The 17691-nt window shown below is 73.8% G+C and carries 19 protein-coding genes and 1 riboswitch; of the genes, 14 read left to right on the forward strand and 5 right to left on the reverse strand.

The genetic code is table 11. The features are described from left to right. The first annotated feature begins 20 nt into the window (after window positions 1-20). A complete protein-coding gene (locus ACRYM0_RS01995) occupies window positions 21-1541 on the forward strand; it encodes a SulP family inorganic anion transporter (RefSeq protein ID WP_432501616.1) in 1521 nt (506 codons plus the stop codon). Between the two features lie 18 nt (window positions 1542-1559). Here ACRYM0_RS01995 and ACRYM0_RS02000 read toward each other — a convergent pair whose 3' ends face one another. Beyond that, window positions 1560-2324 (reverse strand): DUF72 domain-containing protein, encoded by a 765-nt coding sequence (locus tag ACRYM0_RS02000; protein WP_432501619.1) that lies wholly within the window; start codon window positions 2322-2324, stop codon window positions 1560-1562. Between the two features lie 12 nt (window positions 2325-2336). Next, the gene (locus tag ACRYM0_RS02005) at window positions 2337-3386 is read right to left on the reverse strand and encodes a LacI family DNA-binding transcriptional regulator (RefSeq protein ID WP_432501621.1); all 1050 of its coding nucleotides are present in this window, start codon (window positions 3384-3386) and stop codon (window positions 2337-2339) included. 316 nt (window positions 3387-3702) lie between these two features. Between ACRYM0_RS02005 and ACRYM0_RS02010 the strand changes: the two genes are divergently transcribed. The 10 genes from ACRYM0_RS02010 to ACRYM0_RS02055 all read left to right on the forward strand — a co-directional run bounded on the left by ACRYM0_RS02010 (window position 3703) and on the right by ACRYM0_RS02055 (window position 11204). Continuing rightward, complete coding sequence (locus ACRYM0_RS02010; RefSeq protein WP_432501623.1) at window positions 3703-5034, forward strand: extracellular solute-binding protein; 1332 nt, start codon at window positions 3703-3705, stop codon at window positions 5032-5034. A gap of 89 nt (window positions 5035-5123) precedes the next feature. After that, on the forward strand, window positions 5124-5978 hold the full coding sequence (locus ACRYM0_RS02015; protein ID WP_432501654.1) for a carbohydrate ABC transporter permease: 855 nt from the start codon (window positions 5124-5126) through the stop codon (window positions 5976-5978). A gap of 3 nt (window positions 5979-5981) precedes the next feature. Continuing rightward, entirely contained in the window at window positions 5982-6872 is an 891-nt protein-coding gene (locus ACRYM0_RS02020) for a carbohydrate ABC transporter permease (protein WP_432501626.1), read from the forward strand. Between the two features lie 55 nt (window positions 6873-6927). Then, window positions 6928-7623: a ThuA domain-containing protein gene (locus ACRYM0_RS02025; protein ID WP_432501628.1), complete on the forward strand. Its 696-nt coding sequence runs from the start codon at window positions 6928-6930 to the stop codon at window positions 7621-7623. Then, on the forward strand, window positions 7608-8750 hold the full coding sequence (locus ACRYM0_RS02030) for a Gfo/Idh/MocA family protein (RefSeq protein ID WP_432501630.1): 1143 nt from the start codon (window positions 7608-7610) through the stop codon (window positions 8748-8750). Before ACRYM0_RS02025 ends, ACRYM0_RS02030 begins: the two co-directional genes overlap by 16 nt. A 49-nt stretch (window positions 8751-8799) precedes the next feature. Next, complete coding sequence (locus tag ACRYM0_RS02035; protein WP_432501632.1) at window positions 8800-9213, forward strand: RidA family protein; 414 nt, start codon at window positions 8800-8802, stop codon at window positions 9211-9213. A gap of 99 nt (window positions 9214-9312) precedes the next feature. Then, the gene (locus ACRYM0_RS02040; RefSeq protein ID WP_432501634.1) at window positions 9313-9834 is read left to right on the forward strand and encodes an RNA polymerase sigma factor; all 522 of its coding nucleotides are present in this window, start codon (window positions 9313-9315) and stop codon (window positions 9832-9834) included. Beyond that, complete coding sequence (locus ACRYM0_RS02045) at window positions 9819-10433, forward strand: methylated-DNA--[protein]-cysteine S-methyltransferase (protein ID WP_432501636.1); 615 nt, start codon at window positions 9819-9821, stop codon at window positions 10431-10433. Before ACRYM0_RS02040 ends, ACRYM0_RS02045 begins: the two co-directional genes overlap by 16 nt. A gap of 19 nt (window positions 10434-10452) precedes the next feature. Further along, window positions 10453-10641, forward strand: coding sequence for a hypothetical protein (locus ACRYM0_RS02050; RefSeq protein WP_432501639.1), 189 nt, complete (start codon window positions 10453-10455; stop codon window positions 10639-10641). 5 nt (window positions 10642-10646) lie between these two features. Beyond that, window positions 10647-11204: a DUF6328 family protein gene (locus ACRYM0_RS02055; RefSeq protein WP_432501640.1), complete on the forward strand. Its 558-nt coding sequence runs from the start codon at window positions 10647-10649 to the stop codon at window positions 11202-11204. Here ACRYM0_RS02055 and ACRYM0_RS02060 read toward each other — a convergent pair. The 3 genes from ACRYM0_RS02060 to ACRYM0_RS02070 are packed head-to-tail and all read right to left on the reverse strand — an operon-like array spanning window position 11118 to window position 14109. After that, window positions 11118-11960: an ABC transporter ATP-binding protein gene (locus tag ACRYM0_RS02060; RefSeq protein ID WP_432501642.1), complete on the reverse strand. Its 843-nt coding sequence runs from the start codon at window positions 11958-11960 to the stop codon at window positions 11118-11120. The two genes, ACRYM0_RS02055 and ACRYM0_RS02060, sit on opposite strands and share 87 nt — an antisense overlap. After that, window positions 11957-12979, reverse strand: coding sequence for an ABC transporter substrate-binding protein (locus ACRYM0_RS02065; protein ID WP_432501644.1), 1023 nt, complete (start codon window positions 12977-12979; stop codon window positions 11957-11959). The genes ACRYM0_RS02060 and ACRYM0_RS02065 overlap by 4 nt, the downstream gene beginning before the upstream one ends. A 20-nt stretch (window positions 12980-12999) precedes the next feature. Next, entirely contained in the window at window positions 13000-14109 is a 1110-nt protein-coding gene (locus ACRYM0_RS02070) for a FecCD family ABC transporter permease (RefSeq protein ID WP_432501646.1), read from the reverse strand. Between the two features lie 157 nt (window positions 14110-14266). Continuing rightward, window positions 14267-14376, forward strand: a riboswitch (SAM riboswitch). A gap of 196 nt (window positions 14377-14572) precedes the next feature. Here ACRYM0_RS02070 and ACRYM0_RS02075 point away from each other — a divergent pair. The 3 genes from ACRYM0_RS02075 to ACRYM0_RS02085 all read left to right on the forward strand — a co-directional run bounded on the left by ACRYM0_RS02075 (window position 14573) and on the right by ACRYM0_RS02085 (window position 17217). Then, complete coding sequence (locus tag ACRYM0_RS02075) at window positions 14573-15526, forward strand: MetQ/NlpA family ABC transporter substrate-binding protein (RefSeq protein WP_432501648.1); 954 nt, start codon at window positions 14573-14575, stop codon at window positions 15524-15526. 1 nt (window position 15527) lies between these two features. Beyond that, entirely contained in the window at window positions 15528-16556 is a 1029-nt protein-coding gene (locus ACRYM0_RS02080; protein WP_432501650.1) for a methionine ABC transporter ATP-binding protein, read from the forward strand. Window positions 16557-16617: 61 nt separating this feature from the next. After that, window positions 16618-17217, forward strand: a complete 600-nt coding sequence (locus ACRYM0_RS02085; protein WP_432501656.1) for a methionine ABC transporter permease — start codon at window positions 16618-16620, stop codon at window positions 17215-17217. Window positions 17218-17691 lie beyond the last annotated feature (474 nt).

Consider the following 17691-nt stretch of genomic DNA (forward strand, 5'->3'; position numbering starts at 1 on the left):
GCACGGACGGAACACGCTCCTTGACCAACCCCGAACAGACGACCGCGCCGGTCCCCGCGCCGCGGCGCCCCTCCGGCGCCGGTCGCCCCGCCTGGCTGACGTCCCCGAAGGTGCTGCGCACCGAAGTCCTGGCCGGCCTCGTCGTGGCGCTCGCGCTGATCCCCGAGGCGATCTCCTTCTCCATCATCGCCGGCGTGGACCCGCGCGTCGGGCTCTTCGCCTCGTTCACCATGGCCGTCTCCATCGCCTTCCTGGGTGGCCGCCCGGCGATGATCTCCGCGGCCACCGGAGCGATCGCCCTGGTCATCGCCCCCGTCTCGCGCCAGTACGGCATGGACCACTTCATCGCCACCGTGATCCTGGCCGGCGTGTTCCAGGTCGTCCTCGGACTGCTGGGCGTGGCGCGGCTGATGCGGTTCGTCCCGCGCAGCGTCATGGTCGGCTTCGTCAACGCCCTGGCCATCCTGATCTTCACCTCGCAGCTGCCGCACCTGCGTGACGTGCCGTGGACGGTGTACGTCCTCGTGGCCGCCGGCCTGGCGATCATGGTGTTCCTGCCGAGGCTGACCACCGTGGTGCCCGCCCCGCTGGTCGCGATCGTCGTGATCACCGTCGCCGTCGTCGCGACCGGTTTGCTGGTTCCGGACGTGGGCGATGAGGGCACGCTGCCCGACTCCCTGCCCGCGCTGTTCCTCCCCGACGTGCCGCTGACCTACGAGACGCTGCGCATCATCGCCCCGTACGCCTTCGCGATGGCGCTGGTGGGCCTGATGGAATCGCTGATGACGGCCAAGCTCGTCGACGACATCACCGACACCCGCTCGCACAAGACCCGCGAGGCCTGGGGCCAGGGCGCGGCGAACATCATCACCGGCTTCTTCGGCGGCATGGGCGGCTGCGCCATGATCGGCCAGACGATGATCAACGTGCGCTCCGGTGCGCGCACCCGCCTGTCGACGTTCCTGGCCGGGCTGTTCCTGCTGATCCTCGTCGTCGGCCTGGGCGACGTCGTCGCGACCATCCCGATGGCCGCCCTGGTCGCAGTGATGATCATGGTGGCGGTCGGGACGTTCGACTGGCACTCGGTGCGCCGCAACACCTTGCGTCGGATGCCCAAGAGCGAGCTGGCCGTGATGATCTCCACCGTCGTCGTGGTGGTGGCCACCCACAACCTGGCCATCGGCGTCGTCGTCGGCGTGCTGGTCGCCGCGCTGCTGTTCGCCCGCCGGGTGGCGCACCTGGTCGACGTCACCGGTGAGCTGGAGCAGGACGGGGCGGTGCGCCGCTACCGGGTCGAGGGGGCGTTGTTCTTCGCCTCCTCCAACGACCTGGTGTACCAGTTCGACTACGCCGAAGACCCGCACGACGTGATCATCGACCTCTCCGCCGCGCACGTGTGGGACGCCTCCACCGTCGCCGCGCTGGACGCGATCACCACCAAGTACGCGGCCAAGGGCAAGCACGCCGAGATCGTGGGGCTGAACCAGGCCAGCGCCGAGCGCTACGAGCGCCTGGCCGGGCACCTGGGCGGGGGTCACTGACGCCGAGCGCGACGCCGGTCACGGCGGTGCGTCCCCGGTCCCGTGCGCCACGTCGCCCAGCAGCGAGCGCAACGCGCGCGCGTCGCGCACCGCGTGCCCGCCCACGTCGTTGTTGAAGTAGACGTGCACCTCCCGCGCCACCCCGTCCAGGGCGCGGATCCGGTCCGCCCAGTCCCGGAGCTGCTGCTCGGGGTACGGCGAGGCGTACATCGGCGCACCGCGCGGTCCGTGCAGGCGGATGTACGCGAACCCCGACGCGACGGGGATCCCCTCCGTGCTCGGCAGGCCCTCGCCGTCGGCGACGCACCACGCGGCGCCGTGGCGCGCCAGCACCGCGTGCACACCCGGGGTGTCCCAGCTGGGGTGGCGCGCCTCCAGCGCCACCGGGACCCCCGGGGGCAGGCGGGCCAGGAAGTCCGCCAGGCGTTCCTCGTCGCGCGCCTGGTCGGCGCGCAGCTGCACGAGCAGCGGACCGGCGTGCGCGCCGAGCGCGCGCAGGCCCGGGACCATGCGGTCCACCCACCCCTGCGGGTCGCCCAGCCGGCGGTAGTGGGTGAGGAACCGAGAGGCCTTCACCGCCAGGCGGAACCCGGTGGGCAACCGCTCGCGCCAGCCGGCGAACGTGGCCGGCGGCGGCCACCGGTAGAAGCTCGTGTTCAGCTCAGCGGTCCGGAACTCCCGGGCGTAGTGCTCCAGCCGCGCGCGCACCGGGGTCCGTTCGGGGTACAGCAGGCCCTGCCAGTGGTCGTAGCTCCACCCGGACGTGCCGATGAACAGCTGCACCCCGCGATGCTCTCAGGCGGGCGGGGGAGCGGTGGTCGCACGGACCACCAGTTCGGTGGCGAGCTCCACGTGGTGCGAGTCCAGGTCCTCGCCGGCGGCCACCCGCAGCACCGTCTTCAGCGCCACGCGACCCATCTCCCGCAGCGGCTGGCGGATCGTCGTCAGCGGGGGGGTGGAGACCTCGGCGAGCTCGGTGTCGTCGAAGCCCACCACCGACAGGTCGTCGGGGATGCGCAGCCCGCGCACCCGGGCGGCCTCCATCACGCCCAGGGCGATGGAGTCGCAGCCGGCGACGACGGCCGTGGGCCGGCGGGCGCGGTCCAGCACCTGCTCCCCGACGCGCCGGCCGGGCTCGTAGGCGAAGTTCTCCGTGTCCAGCGCGGCCTCGGCCGGCACGTGCAGGCCGGCCGCCTCCATGGCCGCCCGGAAGCCGTGCTCGCGGGCGCGGTTGCAGGAGGAGGTGGCCGGGCCGCCGATGTAGACGACGTCGCGGTGGCCCAGCTGCAGCAGGTGCTGGGTGGCGGTCATGCCGCCGGTGAAGTTGGTGGACCCCACGCTGGTGACCTCGCGCCGCGGCAGGTTCAGCGGGTCGATGACCACCAGCGGCAGCCCCACCTGCCCCAGCGCGTCGACGTGCTCGGCGGTCAGCTGGCCGGTGACGACGATGACGCCGCACCGCCCCAGCGCGGCCAGGCCCTGCGCCCACGAGCGCGCGGACGGGCCCCGCGAGAGGTCGTCGACCAGGCGGCCCACGGCGACGGACACCTCCGCCTCGTCCGCGCCGCTGAGCACGCCCTCGATGACCTGGGTCGAGTAGGCCCTCAGCTCCCCGTGCACGAAGAACTGCACGACGCGCTGCGCGGGCTGGGGGCGGCGGGCCGAGGGGGGTGCGTAGTCGTGGCGGCGCAGCAGGTCCTCGACGAGGGCGCGCGTGTCCGCGGCCACGTCCTCGCGCCCGTTGACCACCTTGGAGACGGTGGCGATGGACACGCCGGCCGACTGGGCGATGGTCGCCAGCGTGGGCCGCCGCCCGTTCCTGGTGCGTGCGGTGCGTTCGAGCACGGCGACCCTCCTCGGCTGGCTGTGCTGGGACTGTAGCGGTGCGGGGACGCTCTGGATGGGGTTGTGCAGCGTCGTATCGAAAAGTTTAGGCCCGTTCGCGGCGCCGGGAGCCCTTCGGGTCACAGTTGGAGGTCGAAGGCGGTGGACAGCTTGACCACCCTCCTGGGTGGTGCCTATGGTCTCGTCCAGTCGCCGCTGTCGAAAACGTTTCGACAGGGGTGAGAGGTGAGGGCCCTCCGGGCCCCCCGGGGGTGGCAGCCGCTGCTCCCGTTCGAGAGCAGCCGCAGGGACGCGGCTCGGCGCATCGGAGATCACAGTGGATCAGAACCGCACCTCCCGACGGTCCTTCCTGACCCTGGCCATGGCGACCCCGGTCGCCGCGACGGCACTGGCGTCCTGCGGCGGGTCCTCCGGCCCGGGGCAGGCCGCCGAGGGCGACGCGACCATCTGGTTCCTGACGGGCGCCCCCAAGGAGGAGGTCCGCCAGCAGTCGGTGGACTCGTTCAACGAGACCTCCGAGAGCGGCGACCTGGCCGCCACCGCCTACCAGAACGACGCGTACAAGACCAAGATCCGCACCGCCATCGGCGCCGGTCAGGCGCCCACCCTGATCTTCAGCTGGGGCGGCGGCAGCGTGCGGGACTGGGCCGAGGCGGGTCAGATCGAGGACCTCACCACCTGGGTCGAGGAGAACCCCGAGGTGCGCGACCGCCTCTTCGACGCCGCCTGGATCCCCGGCCTCGTCGACGAGAAGATCTACGCCGTGCCGCACGAGACCGTGCAGCCCGTCGTCCTCTACACCAACAACAAGCTGTTCGAGCAGGTCGGGGCGCAGCCGCCCACGACCTGGGACGAGCTCATGGCGCTGGTGCCCGTCTTCAACGACGCCGGCATCGCCCCCATCTCGCTGGCCGGCCAGTCGCGCTGGACCACCATGATGTGGCTGGAGTTCCTCGTGCAGCGCGTGGGTGGCACGGACGCCTACCTCGCCATCAACAACAGCCAGCCCGACGCCTGGTCCAACCCGGACGTCCTGCAGGCCCTCACCATGGCGCAGGACCTCGTCCGCGCCGGCGGGTTCGTCGAGGGCTTCAACTCCGTCGTCGCCGACCAGAACGCCGACCAGGCACTGCTCTACACCGACCGCGCCGCCATGCTGCTGCAGGGCAGCTGGTGCTACGGCTCCATCAAGGCCGACGGCGGTGACTTCGTCAGCAGCGGCAACCTGGGCTTCCAGTCCTTCCCCGTCGTCACCGGCGGCAAGGGCGACGGGACGAGCTCCGTCGGCAACCCGGCGCAGTACTACTCCATCTCCGCCAACGCCACCGACGAGCAGAAGCAGATCGCCCGCGACTACCTCGCCAACGGCGTGCTCACCGAGGAGATCGCCACGGCGTTCATCCAGGAGGCCGGCGAGGTCCCGGTCCTCAAGGGCGTCGAGAGCCAGCTCGCCGAGGCGCCGGACGGCGAGTTCCTGACGTTCGTCTACGACATCGCCAGCAACGCGCCGTTCTTCGGGCAGTCCTGGGACCAGGCGATCAGCCCCACCGCCGCCGAGGAGCTGCTGACCAACATCGAGCAGCTGTTCCAGCTCTCGATCGACCCGCAGACCTTCGCGAACAACATGAACGCGGTCGCGGGCCAGTGAGCAACGCCCCCGTGGGCACCGTCGCGGTCGGTCCGGCCGCGGCGGGCCCCGCCCGTGTCAGCTCGAAGCGCAGCGGGAACACCGGCCGGCTGTGGTGGCTGGTGCTGCCGGCCCTGGTGTTCTTCACCATCTTCGGGATCGTGCCCCTGGTGGGCGTCTTCGCCCTCAGCTTCACCGACTGGAACGGCATCGGCGACCTCCGGTTCGCGGGGCTGGACAGCTGGACCGCGGTCCTGCGCGACCCTGAGCTGCCCAACGCCCTGCTGGTGACGTTCCTCATCATGGCTCTGTCGTGGCTGTTCCAGACCCCGATCAGCCTGCTCATCGGTGTCTTCATCGCCGGCAACCAGCGCTACCGCGCCGTCCTCGCGGTGCTGTACTTCGTCCCGCTGCTGCTGAGCTCGGCGGCCATCGCGATCGTCTACAAGGCGCTGCTCGACCCGAACTTCGGCATCGGCGCCGGCCTGGGCCTGCCGTTCCTGAACCAGGACTGGCTGGGGCAGCGGTGGCTGGCGCTGGGCGTCGTCATCTTCGTCGTCTCCTGGCAGTTCGTGCCGTTCCACTCGCTCATCTACCAAGGCGGGGTCCGGCAGATCCCCGTCTCGATGTACGAGGCGGCGCAGCTGGACGGTGCGGGCCGGGTGAAGCAGTTCTTCCACATCACGGTCCCGCAGTTGAAGTACACGATCATCACGTCCTCGACGCTCATGGTCGTCGGCTCCCTGACCTTCTTCGACCTCATCTTCGTCCTGACCCAGGGTGGTCCGGGCAACGCCACCCGCGCGCTCGCCCTGGACATGTACCTGCGCGGCTTCCGCGCCAGCCTCATGGGACAGGCCAGCGCGATCGCCGTCATCCTCGTCCTCGTCGGGCTCGCACTGGCACTGCTGCTGCAACGCCTGGGCGGCAAGGACTCGAAGAGCAGCCAGCTGGAAGGGGCCTGACGCATGGCCACCACGGTCTCCACGTCCAAGCCCGCGGCGGGCGCGAACGGTGACAACCGCGGCAGGCGCCGCACGAGCGGCTCGCGCAACTACCTCGGCGGGCTGGCCGGCTGGATCTGGCTGGCGATCATCATCGTCCCGATCTACTGGATCCTGATCACCAGCTTCAAGGAGCAGTCCGAGTACTTCCGGACCAACCCGCTGGCGCTGCCGCAGAACCCGACCTTCGCCGCGTACCAGCAGGTCATCGAGTCGAACATCGCCCGGTACTTCCTCAACAGCGTCATCGTCACCCTGGGGTCGGTGGTGCCGGCGGTGCTGATGTCCTTCATGGCCGCCTTCGCCATCGTGCGCGGCGGCGGGGGGAAGTTCCTCAAGGCCGTCAACGGCGTCTTCCTGATGGGCCTGGCGATCCCGCTGCAGGCGACGATCATCCCGGTCTACCTGATCATCATCCGTCTCGAGCTGTACGACACCCTGCTGGCGCTGATCCTGCCGTCGATCGCCTTCGCGATCCCGCTGACGGTGCTGCTGCTGAGCAACTTCATCCGCGACGTGCCGAACGAGCTGTTCGAGTCCATGCGCCTGGACGGCTCCAGCGAGTGGGGCACCATGTGGCGCCTGGCGTTCCCACTGACGCGCCCGGCCATCGTCACCGTCAGCATCTACAACGCCCTGCAGGTCTGGAACGGCTTCCTGCTCCCGCTGGTCCTCACCCAGAGCCCGGATCTGCGGGTCCTGCCGCTGGCGCTGTGGACGTTCCAGGGCCAGTACACCGTCAACATCCCCGCCGTCCTGGCCGCCGTCGTCCTCAGCACCCTGCCGATCCTCGTGCTCTACGTCGTCGGTCGCCGCCAGCTCATCGCCGGCCTCACCGCCGGCTTCAGCAAGTGACGCACCGCACCGCCGGACGCCACCACCCGATGCACCACCGGAAGGACGTTCCCTCGTGACACAGCGGCAGGCTCTCGTCGTGCGCGGCGGCTGGGACGGGCACCAGCCCGTCGAGGCCACCGACCTGTTCATCCCGCACCTCGAGGCGAACGGCTTCACCGTCCGCGTCGAGGGCTCGCCGAAGGTGTACGCCGACGGCGACTACATGGCGGGTGTCGACCTCGTGGTGCAGTGCAACACCATGAGCACCATCGAGAAGGACGAGCTCGCCGGCCTGATGACGGCCGTCGAGAACGGCACCGGCCTCGGCGGGTGGCACGGGGGCATCGCCGACTCGTACCGCAACTCCTCCGACTACCTGCACTTCATCGGCGCGCAGTTCGCCTGCCACCCCGGCAAGGCGCCCGAGGAGCGGGTCGGTGAGCAGTCGGACAACTACGTGCCCTACCGCGTCGAGATGCTGCCCGCCGCGGCCGAGCACCCCGTCACGCGGGGGATCGGGGACTTCGACCTCGTCACCGAGCAGTACTGGGTGCTCGCCGACGACTACCTCGACGTCCTCGCCACCACCACCCAGGCCGTGCGCGCCTGGGACCCGTGGAACCGCCCGGTCACCTCCCCGGCCATCTGGACCCGGCAGTGGGGGAAGGGGCGCATGTTCGTGAGCACCCCCGGGCACAACGTCGACGTGCTGCGCGATCCGAACGTGAAGACGATCATCGAGAGGGGCCTGCTGTGGGCAGCCCGCTGAACCAGCCGATGCGCGTCGGCGTCGTCGGCGCCGGCACCATCAGCGCCCAGTACTCCGCGTGCCTGCAGCGGCTGCCGCAGCTGCGGGTCACCGCGGTGTCGGACCTGAACACCGAGCGGGCCGGCGCCCTGGCCGCCGAGCACGACGGCGCCCGCGTCCTGGCCCTGCCGGAACTGCTGGCCGCGGACGACGTCGACGTGGTGCTGAACCTCACCCTGCCGTCCACGCACGCCGACATCGCCCTGCAGGCGATCGCCGCCGGCAAGCACGTGTACGGCGAGAAGCCGCTGGCGATGCACGTCGCCGAGGGGCGCGAGGTGCTCGAGGCCGCCGCCGCGGCGGACCTGCGGGTGGGGTGCGCCCCCGACACCGTGCTCGGCACGGGCGTGCAGACCGCCCGCGCCGTCGTCGACGCCGGCGAGATCGGGGTGCCGCACTCGGCCACCGCGTTCATGACGACGCCCGGGCACGAGCGCTGGCACCACTTCCCCGACTTCTACTACCAGCCCGGCGGCGGCCCGCTGCTGGACATGGGCCCGTACTACATCACCTCGCTGGTGCAGCTCCTCGGGCCCGTCGAGCGCGTGGTCGGCGTGTCCTGGCGGCCGTCCGCCACCCGCACCGTCGGGCAGGGCCCGCGGGCGGGGGAGAGCTTCGACGTCACGATCGACAGCTCCGTGGCCGGCGTCCTGGTGCACGCCTCCGGCGCCGTGTCGACGCTGGTGATGAGTTTCGACACCTGGGCGGCGCGCCTGCCGCGCATCGAGGTGCACGGAACCGGCGGCTCCCTGTCCGTGCCGGACCCGAACCACTTCGACGGCACCGTGGAGGTCTACTCCGCGGCCAGCGCCCCCGCGCCCGGTCCGGGTGCGGACCACGAGGCGAACTGGCGCGACGCGGGCGTGCGCGCCGGCTACACCGGGGCGGGCCGCGGGTACGGCCTGGCCGACCTGGCGATCTCCCTCGCCGAGGGCCGCCCGCACCGCGCGAACGACGAGGTCGCCCTGCACGTCCTGGACGTCATGGAGTCCGTGCAGCGCGCCGCCGACACCCGCACGAGCGTGGAGCTGAGCACCACGTGCGAGCGGCCCGAGGCGATCGAGGCCCCCGTGGACCTCACCGCCTGACCCCCAGGGGCCCCGACACGAGGACCCGCCCGTCCGGCACACTGCCCGCGTGAGCGAGCAGCAGCCGGGTGGGCGGGTCCTCGTGTCGTCCGGGGCCGTGTGGGAGCCCCTCGTGGGGTACTCGCGCGCCGTGCGGGTGGGCGCCCAGGTGTGGGTGGCGGGCACGACCGCCGCCGGGCCGGACGGCCGCGCCGTCGCCGGTACCGCCGGGGATCCCGCGGCGCAGACCCGCGAGGCGCTGCGCCGCGTGCGGGCGGCGCTGGAGCAGGCCGGCGCGCGGCTGTCCGACGTGGTGCGCACCCGCCTGCTGGTCACCGACATCTCGCGGTGGGAGGAGGTCGGCCGCGCCCACGGCGAGTTCTTCGCCGACGTCCGGCCCGCCACCACGATGGTCGAGGTCAGCGCCCTCATCGACCCGAGCCTGCTCGTGGAGGTCGAGGCCGAAGCCGTCGTCACGTCCTGAGCGGCGCCCGCGCCGTCACGTCGGTGGACCACGCCGGCCGCGGCGGAGACCTCACACGAGGGCGCCCCGCGGCGTCCACGGGGTGTGAGGGGGAGCGCGGTGGAGCCGCTGGAGCCGTTCGAGGCCGTCGTGCAGCGGCACGGGGCGGTGGTGCTGCGGGTCTGCCGCGCCGTCGTCGGCCCCGACGCCGCCGACGACGCCTGGTCCGAGACGTTCCTCGCCGCGCTGCGCGCCTACCCGTCCCTGCCGGCGGGCAGCGACGTGCGGGCGTGGCTGGTGACGATCGCGCACCGCAAGGCGCTGGACGCGCACCGCGCCGCGCGCCGGCGGCCCGTGCCGACCGGGCGGGTGCCCGACGCCGCCGCGCCGGAGGAACCGGTGCCGGACCCGGTGCGCGACGCGCGGCTGTGGGCCGCCGTGGCGGCGCTGCCGCCCAAGCAGCGCCGGTGCGTGGCCTACCACCACCTCGCCGGGCTGCCGCACGCCGAGGTCGCCGCCCTGGTGGGCGGCACGCCCGCGGCGGCCCGGCGCGCGGCGGCCGACGGGATCGCCGCGCTGCGCAGGACGTGGGCGGCGCAGGAGCACGGTGCGGAGGAGGGGGACCGGTGGACGAGGAGCTGATCGAGGCCGTGCGCGAGGGCGAGGGCGCGGACCTGGCCGCGCTGCGGGCCGGCCTGGTGGCGCGGGCCGCGGCCGACGGCCTGCTGGACGTGGCCTACCGCACGGTGGACTCGCCCGTGGGGCCGCTGCTGCTGGCCGCCACCGGGCGCGGGGTGGTGCGGGTGGCGTTCCACCGCGAGGACCACGACGCGGTGCTGGCGGCGCTCGCGGCGCGGCTGAGCCCGAGGGTGCTGCACGCCCCCGCGCGGCTGGAGGCGGCCGCGCGCGAGCTGGGGGAGTACTTCGAGGGCCGGCGCCGGGACTTCGACCTGCCGCTGGACCTGTCCCTGGCCGCCGGTTTCCGCCGCGACGTCCTCGGCGCGCTGCGCACCCTGCCCCACGGCAGCACCGCCACCTACGCACGCGTCGCCGTCCTGGCCGGCAGCCCCCGCGCCGTGCGGGCCGTGGGCACCGCCTGCGCCCGCAACCCGCTGCCGCTGCTGGTGCCGTGCCACCGCGTCGTGCGCAGCGACGGCGGCACCGGGGAGTACGTCGGCGGCGCCGCCGCCAAGCGGCTGCTGCTGGCCCTGGAGGCCGACCGGGTCGACGGCGGCCGGTGATCGGGGCAAGGTGGGGCGCGTGAGCGAGACGAGCGCCGAGGACTTCCAGCCCCAGACCGCGCCGCGCCCCGACGACGTCGAGGCGATCGAGGACGCCGCCGAGCAGGAGCGGCTGCGCCGGGCCGCCGAGCGGCCCGAACCGGCCGACGCCGACGAGCGCGAGGAACCCGCCCTGCTCGACGACCCCGACGACGGCGCACCGGCCTGAAGCCCGTGGGCACGGTCGACCCGGTCAACGGCGTCGAGGACGCGTACGCCGCGCTGCGCAACGAGACCCCCACGGAACGGCTGGACCGCAACTGGGTGGAGCTGCTGCAGGAGCTGCGGGTCGTGCAGACCGGGGTGCAGCTGCTGGCCGGCTTCCTCATGACGCTGCCGTTCCAGTCGCGCTTCGAGGAGCTGGACACCTTCCAGCGCAGCGTGTACGTCGCCGTGCTGATGCTGGCCGTCATCGCCATCGTGCTGTTCGTGGCACCCGTCGGGTACCACCGGGCGCTGTTCCGCCGCCGCTCCAAGGCGCGCCTGGTGGAGGCGGGCACGCGCTTCGCCAAGGCCGGGCTGGCCGCCGTCGGGGTCGTCGTCGCCGGCGGGGTCCTGCTCGTGGTGGACGTCGTGGGCGGCCGGCTCGCGGGAGCGGTGGCCGGTGGCGGCGTCGCCCTGCTCGTGGCGCTGTGCTGGTGGCTGCTACCGGTGCTGGCCGTGCGCGCCGCTGAGGCCGAGCGCGCCGGGGGCGCCGAGCGTGCCGGGGAGCGGACCGGCCCCGCCCGCTGACGCCGGCCGCAGCACGAGCTGGAAGCCGTCCTCGTCCTCCACGCGGCGGGCCCGGACGCCGTACACGGCGCCCACCGTCGCAGGGGTGAGCACCTCGCCGGGTTCCCCGGCGGCGACGACGCGGCCGGCGTCCAGCAGCACCAGTTCGTCGCAGTGCGCCGCGGCGAGGTTCAGGTCGTGCAGCACGACCACGACGGTGCGCCCCAGGCCGCGCAGCAGCCCCAGCACCTCGTGCTGGTACCGCACGTCCAGGTGGTTCGTCGGCTCGTCCAGCAGCAGGTTCGGCGCCTCCTGGGTCAGCGCCCGGGCGATGAGGACGCGCTGGCGCTCGCCCCCGGACAGGTCGCCGATCAGCCGGTCCGCGAGGTGCAGGGCCCCCACCCGCTCCAGGGCCGCCGCGGCGGTGGCCTCCTCGGCGGCCGTGGTGCGCGAGAACGCCCCGCGGTGCGGGGTGCGCCCCATCAGCACCACGTCCGCCACGGGCATCGGCAGCACCCCCTCGCCGTCCTGGGCCACGACCGCGACCCGGCGGGCGAGCTCGCGGGGGGACAGCGTCGCGACGTCGTCGCCGTCGACGTGCACGGTGCCGGCGGAGGGGCGCAGCGAGCCGTGCAGGGTCCGCAGCAGCGTCGTCTTGCCGCCGCCGTTGGGGCCGATGAGCCCCAGCACGCGCCCCGGGGCGGCCGTCAAGTCCACGCCGTGCAGCACCGGCGGGCGGCCCCGGTGGGCGAAGCGCACGCCGCGGGCGCGGATCACGAGGCTCCCGCAGCGGTGCCGCTCGCGGCGGCGGGGCCGAAGGCGTCGACGATGCGCTCCAGGCCGTCCACGGCCAGCGGGGTCGCCGGCTCGGTGAAGTTGAACAGCTGCACCAGCACGTCGCCCTCGCGCACCGCGGTCAGGCCGTCCGCCCCCGGCAGGCTCGTCACCGCCTCGCGCACCCGCTCCGGGGTGCCGTCGCTGTGCAGCAGCACCAGCACCTGCGGGTCGCGGGCCAGCAGCTCCTCGGGCGTCACCTCGAACACCCGGTCGGCCACGTCCGCGAACACGTTGCGCAGCCCGGCGGCCTCCAGCTGCGGCGTGGCCGTGCTGGCCGCGCCGTAGGCGTAGGTGACGCCGCCGCCGACCGTCGGGTAGAGCACCGCAGCCGTGCGCGGCGGCGCGCCGGCCGCCGCCACCCGCTCACGGACCGCCTCGACGCGCTCACGCAGCCGCCCGGCGACCTCCGCGGCCCGTTCCGGGCGCTCGAACACGCGCCCGTACAGCTCCACCTGCTCGTAGACGGTGTCGAACCCGGGATCGCCGTCGCCGCTCGTGCACAGCGCCGGTTCCTCCAGCAGCGCGATCCCGGAGGCCGCCAGCGACGCGCGGTCCAGGCCGTCGACCTCGCCCAGCACCAGGTCCGGGCGCTGGGCCAGGACGACCTCGCGGGAGATGCGCAGGTGCCCGCTGGTGTCGGTGCGGTCGGTCAGCAGCGGCACGGCGTCCAGCTCGCGCCGCGTCGCCTCGTCGTAGTACTCCTGCGGGTACAGCCCGGCGCGGGCGACGACGCGGTCCAGGACGCCCAGCTCGTGCAGGTACGGCACGGCGGCGCTCTTGAGCAGCACCACCCGCTCGGGCGGGGTGCGCAGCACCACCGGCTGCCCGCAGTTCACCAGTTCGAGCCGGTCGCCCGCGGGACCGGCGCCGCTGCTGCCGGTGCTGCCGCAGCCGGCGCTCAGCAGGGCGCAGGCCGCCGCGATCAGGGTCGCGCGCCGGGTGGGGCGGGGGTTGTCCAACGGGACCTCCACGGGACGGATCAGGCGCCGGTGCGGGTGCCGCGCACCAGCCACAGCAGGAACGGGCAGCCGGCCAGCGCGGTGACGATGCCGATGGGCAGCTCCTGCGGCGCCAGCACGGTGCGGGCCAGCAGGTCGGCCGCCACCAGGAACGCCGCGCCCAGCAGCGCCGCGGCCGGCACCGACCAGCGGTGCGCCCCGCCGACCAGGCGCCGCGCCACGTGCGGCACCACCAGGCCCACGAAGCCGATCGTCCCCGAGGCGGCCACGAGCACCCCCACGCACAGCGACACCACGGCCAGCAGGAGCGTGCGGAACGCGGCGGGGGAGACCCCCAGGCCGCGCGCGGTCTCGTCGCCCAGGGCCAGGGCGTCCAGCCGCGGCCCCCACGCCGTCAGGGCCGCCACGGTCGCGGTGACCACCACCAGCACGGTCCCCAGCGCCGCGCCCCGGGTGGCCAGGCCCAGCGAGCCCAGCAGCCAGAACGTCACCGAGCGGGCCCCCTCGGCGGAGCCGGAGGCGAAGACGAGGAAGCTCGTGGCCGCGTGCAGCGCGTAGCCGACGGCGACGCCCGCCAGCAGCAGCCGCGCCGAGGTGACCTGCCCGGCGCCGCGGGCGACGGCGTACACCAGGACCGAGGCCGCCAGGGCGCCGGTGAACGCGCTGCCGGCCAGGGCGTGCTCGCCCCAGCCGGCGCCGGCCCCCAGCAGCAGCGCCGCCGCGGCACCCGTGGAGGCGCCGGAGCTGACGCCCAGCAGCTGCGGGTCGGCCAGCGGGTTGCGCACCATCGCCTGCAGCGCCGTCCCGCACACCGCCAGCCCGGCGCCGACGGCCAGGCCCAGCAGGACCCGGGGCAGGCGCACGTCGTGCACCACGGCGTCGACGACCGGGTCCCACGTCACCCGGGCCGGGACGCCCACGAGGTGGTGGCCGGCCACGCGCAGCACGTCGGCCGGGGAGATCGCGACGGCGCCCACGACCGCGCCGAGCAGCGCCGCGAGGCCGGTCAGGGCGCCCAGCGCCAGCAGCACCAGGGCGCTGCGGCGGGCCCGGGCCCGCCGCCCGCGCGGGGCGGGGGGAGGGGGGGGCGGGGCGGGGCGCCGCCGGGGCGGGGCGCCGGCTGACGGCACGGGGACCTCCTGCGGGCGCGGGACGGCGGGCGGGCTTGTTGCAACCTACTCGCGACAAGCGGCGGCGGGCGCGCCGGTGCGGGCGCCGGGCGCGGCCGCCCCCGGGCGCCCCGCCGCGTTTTGACGCTCCCTCGGGCCCGTCGTTACGATTCCCGACGGCATCGAGCGTCAGCGACAAGCCCTGGCTTGCTGACCGGCAACCCTCGTCCGCGGTGGGGTGCTCCAGGTGAAAGCCCGGCGGGGCGGTGCGCCCCGCAAGCGTGTGGCCGTGCCGTCGCAGCAGCGCCGGACCGGCCTGGCCGATCAGGAGGCGACCCGTCGTGAGCCCGCGCGCCACGCCCCCCTCGTGTCCGCGGGGCGGCGCCGCCACCGGCGGCTGACCGCCCGCCCCTGCCGACCCCCGCGCCGCCGGACCCGGCGCCGGGGGACCCGAACCCCGCACCACCCCACGAGGAGCCCCGAGTTGTCCAGCGCCGCCACCCCTCCTTCCCTGCCCGACAAGCCCGGCCGCAGCAAGGCGCCGCTCGTCATCGGCGCCGCCGCCCTGGCGATCATCGCGATCATCGTGGTGCTCGTCGTGCGGAACACCGGCGACGACGACACCACCACCACGGCGGCCGGCGAGACGCAGACCGTGCGCATCGGCGTCACCGACCAGGCCGAGCCGTACTGGAACACCTACGTCGACCTCGCGAGCGAGCGCCTCGGCGTCGACGTGGAACTGGTGAACTTCTCCGACTACAGCCTGCCGAACCCGGCGCTGAGCCAGGGCGAGGTCGACCTCAACCAGTTCCAGCACACCCAGTACCTGGCGGACTACAACGTCACCGCCGACGACGACCTGCAGCCGATCGGCTCCACCGCCGTCTACCCGCTGCCGCTGTACTCCACCCAGTACGAGGACCCCTCGCAGTTCCCGCAGGGCGCGAAGGTCGCCATCCCGGACGACGCCATCAACGAGGCGCGCGCGCTGCTCGTGCTGCAGGACGCGGGCCTGCTGACCCTCGCCGACGGCGGCTCGGCGTTCTCCACCGTCGCGGACGTGCAGGAGGCGAAGGTCGAGGTCGTCCCGCTGGACGCCTCGCAGACCGCCGGTGCGCTGCAGAACGGTTCCGTGGTCGGCGCCGTCGTGAACAACAACTACGCCACCAGCGCCGGGCTGCCCGTCGAGGACGTCGTCCACCAGGACGACCCCGAGAGCGAGTCCGCGGTGCCGTACGTGAACCTCTTCGTCTCCCGCGCCGAGGACACCGGCAACCAGACGTACCTGGACCTCGCCCAGCTCATCCACGACCCCGCGGTGCTGGAGGAGTTCGTGCAGAGCTACCCGCAGGCCGTCGTGCGCGACGTCGACCCCGCCACCCTGCAGGAGCAGCTGGCGGACGTCGAGGAGGACGCGCGGGCGGCGCAGGGCTGAGATGGCCGACCCCATCGTGCGCCTGCAGGGCGTCACCAAGCGGTACGAGCGCGGCGGCGGGGTCGTCACCGCCGTCGACGACGTCAGCCTGGACGTGCACGCCGGCGAGGTCATCGCCGTCATCGGGTACTCCGGGGCCGGCAAGTCCACGCTCGTGCGGCTGGTGAACGCCCTGGAGGCACCCACCTCCGGGACGGTCACCGTCGCCGGGCGGGAGCTGACGCGCCTGCCCGAGAAGGACCTGCGGGCCGCCCGCCGGGAGATCGGCATGATCTTCCAGCAGTTCAACCTGTTCCGCTCCCGCACCGTCGCCGGGAACGTCGCCTACCCGCTGAAGGTGGCCGGCGTCCCCCGGGAGCGGCGCGACGCACGGGTCGCCGAGCTGCTGGACTTCGTCGGGCTGCTGGACCGCGCCCACGCCCACCCCGAGCAGCTCTCCGGCGGGCAGAAGCAGCGCGTCGGCATCGCCCGCGCGCTGGCGACGAACCCGCCGCTGCTGCTGGCCGACGAGGCCACCAGCGCCCTGGACCCGGAGACCACCACCGAGGTCCTCTCGCTGCTGCGGCGGGTCAACCGCGAGCTCGGCGTGACGATCGTCGTCATCACGCACGAGATGGACGCCGTGCGGCAGATCGCCGACCGGGTCGCGGTCATGGAGGCCGGCCGCGTCGTCGAGGTGGGCGACGTCTACGACGTGTTCTCCGCCCCGCAGACCGCGCCGGCGCAGCGGTTCGTGCGCAGCGTCCTGCACGACCGGCCCACCCGCGAGCAGCTGGTGCGGCTGCGCGAGCACCACCCCGGGCGCCTGGTCACGGTGCAGGTCACCGACGAGGTCGGCCTGCAGAAGCGGATCGACGACGCGTTCGCCACCGCCGGGGTCCGCACCGAGCTCGTGCACGGCGGGGTGGGGGAGCTGCGCGAGCGGCGCATCGGTTCCCTCACCTACGAGGCCACCGGTCCCGACAGCGCCGTGGACGCAGCGCTCGCCGCGCTGCGCGGGGCCGGCGTGCGCGCCGAGGAGGAGGTCTGACGTGGAGGGTTTCCTCAGCACGCTCGACGTCTACGTCGGTTCCATCGGGGAGACGCTGTTCATGGCGCTGGTCTCGATGGTCGCCTCCGGCGTCCTCGGGCTGGCGCTCGGGATCGCCCTGTACGCGACCCGCCCCGGGCACCTGCTGGGCAACCGGGTCGTGTTCGGCGTCCTGGGTGTCGTGGTGAACATCGTCCGCCCGATCCCGTTCGTCATCTTCCTGGCGGCGGTCACCCCGTTGCAGATCGCGGTGCTCGGCACCACCATCGGCACCGGGGCGGTGACGTTCGCCATCGCGCTGGCCGCGGCGTTCGCGGTCTCCCGCATCGTCGAGCAGAGCCTCGTCGGGGTGGAACCCGGTGTGGTGGAGGCCGCCCGCGCGGCCGGCGCCTCCCGGCTGCGGATCCTCTTCGGCGTCGTCGTCCCCGAGGGCCTCGGCCCGCTCGTGCTGGGGTACACGTTCATCTTCGTGGGCATCGTCGACATGACCGCCCAGGCCGGCCTCGTCGGCGGCGGCGGGCTGGGCGACTACGCCATCACGTACGGCTCCCAGCGCTACGACTGGGGCATCGTCTACGTCAGCGTCGCCACGATCATCGTCATCGTGCAGGTGGGTCAGTTCGTCGGCAACCGCATCGCCCGCGGGGTCCTGCGCCGCTGACCGCACCCCTCCCTCCGCCGGTGGGCGGGTCCCCGCGGCGCGGGGGCCCGCCCACCGGCGTTCCCGGGCCCTCGCAACCGCGGGCGGAGCCGGGGCTCACCGCACCTGGCCGGTGACGCTGGCGGCGAGGAGCGGGGAGGAGGCGAGGAAGGCCCCCGAGCGGATGCCCTGGAAGGCCTCCCAGCGCCGGCGCGCAGGGGGCAGGGGAGGCCCCCGGTGACCCGGGCGATCACCAGCAGCCGTGAGACGGTCACGAGCGCCGGCACCACGCGCCCGAAGGTGCGCACCAGACCCTGATCGGCGGTGACGTGAGCTCGGACGTCCAGGCGCCGCAGGACCGAGCGGACGGATGCTCCTATGGTTCGTCAAGCGGCTGCAGCGAGGGGGTCGGTGGCTGCAGACGGCTGCAGAAGGGCGAAGACCTCACGGGCGATGTAGCGCTTGAGGCAGCGGATGATCTCTGACTTGCTCAAA

This window comes from Kineococcus arenarius subsp. arenarius, assembly GCF_050871845.1.
Classification (GTDB): Bacteria; Actinomycetota; Actinomycetes; order Actinomycetales; family Kineococcaceae; genus Kineococcus.

Bases quoted from the DNA above. Each gene is read 5' to 3' on its own strand.
- ACRYM0_RS02020 (WP_432501626.1), top strand. From the start codon at position 5,982: ATGGCCACCACGGTCTCCACGTCCAAGCCCGCGGCGGGCGCGAACGGT.
- ACRYM0_RS02080 (WP_432501650.1), top strand. From the start codon at position 15,528: ATGGCCGACCCCATCGTGCGCCTGCAGGGCGTCACCAAGCGGTACGAG.
- ACRYM0_RS02085 (WP_432501656.1), top strand. From the start codon at position 16,618: ATGGCGCTGGTCTCGATGGTCGCCTCCGGCGTCCTCGGGCTGGCGCTC.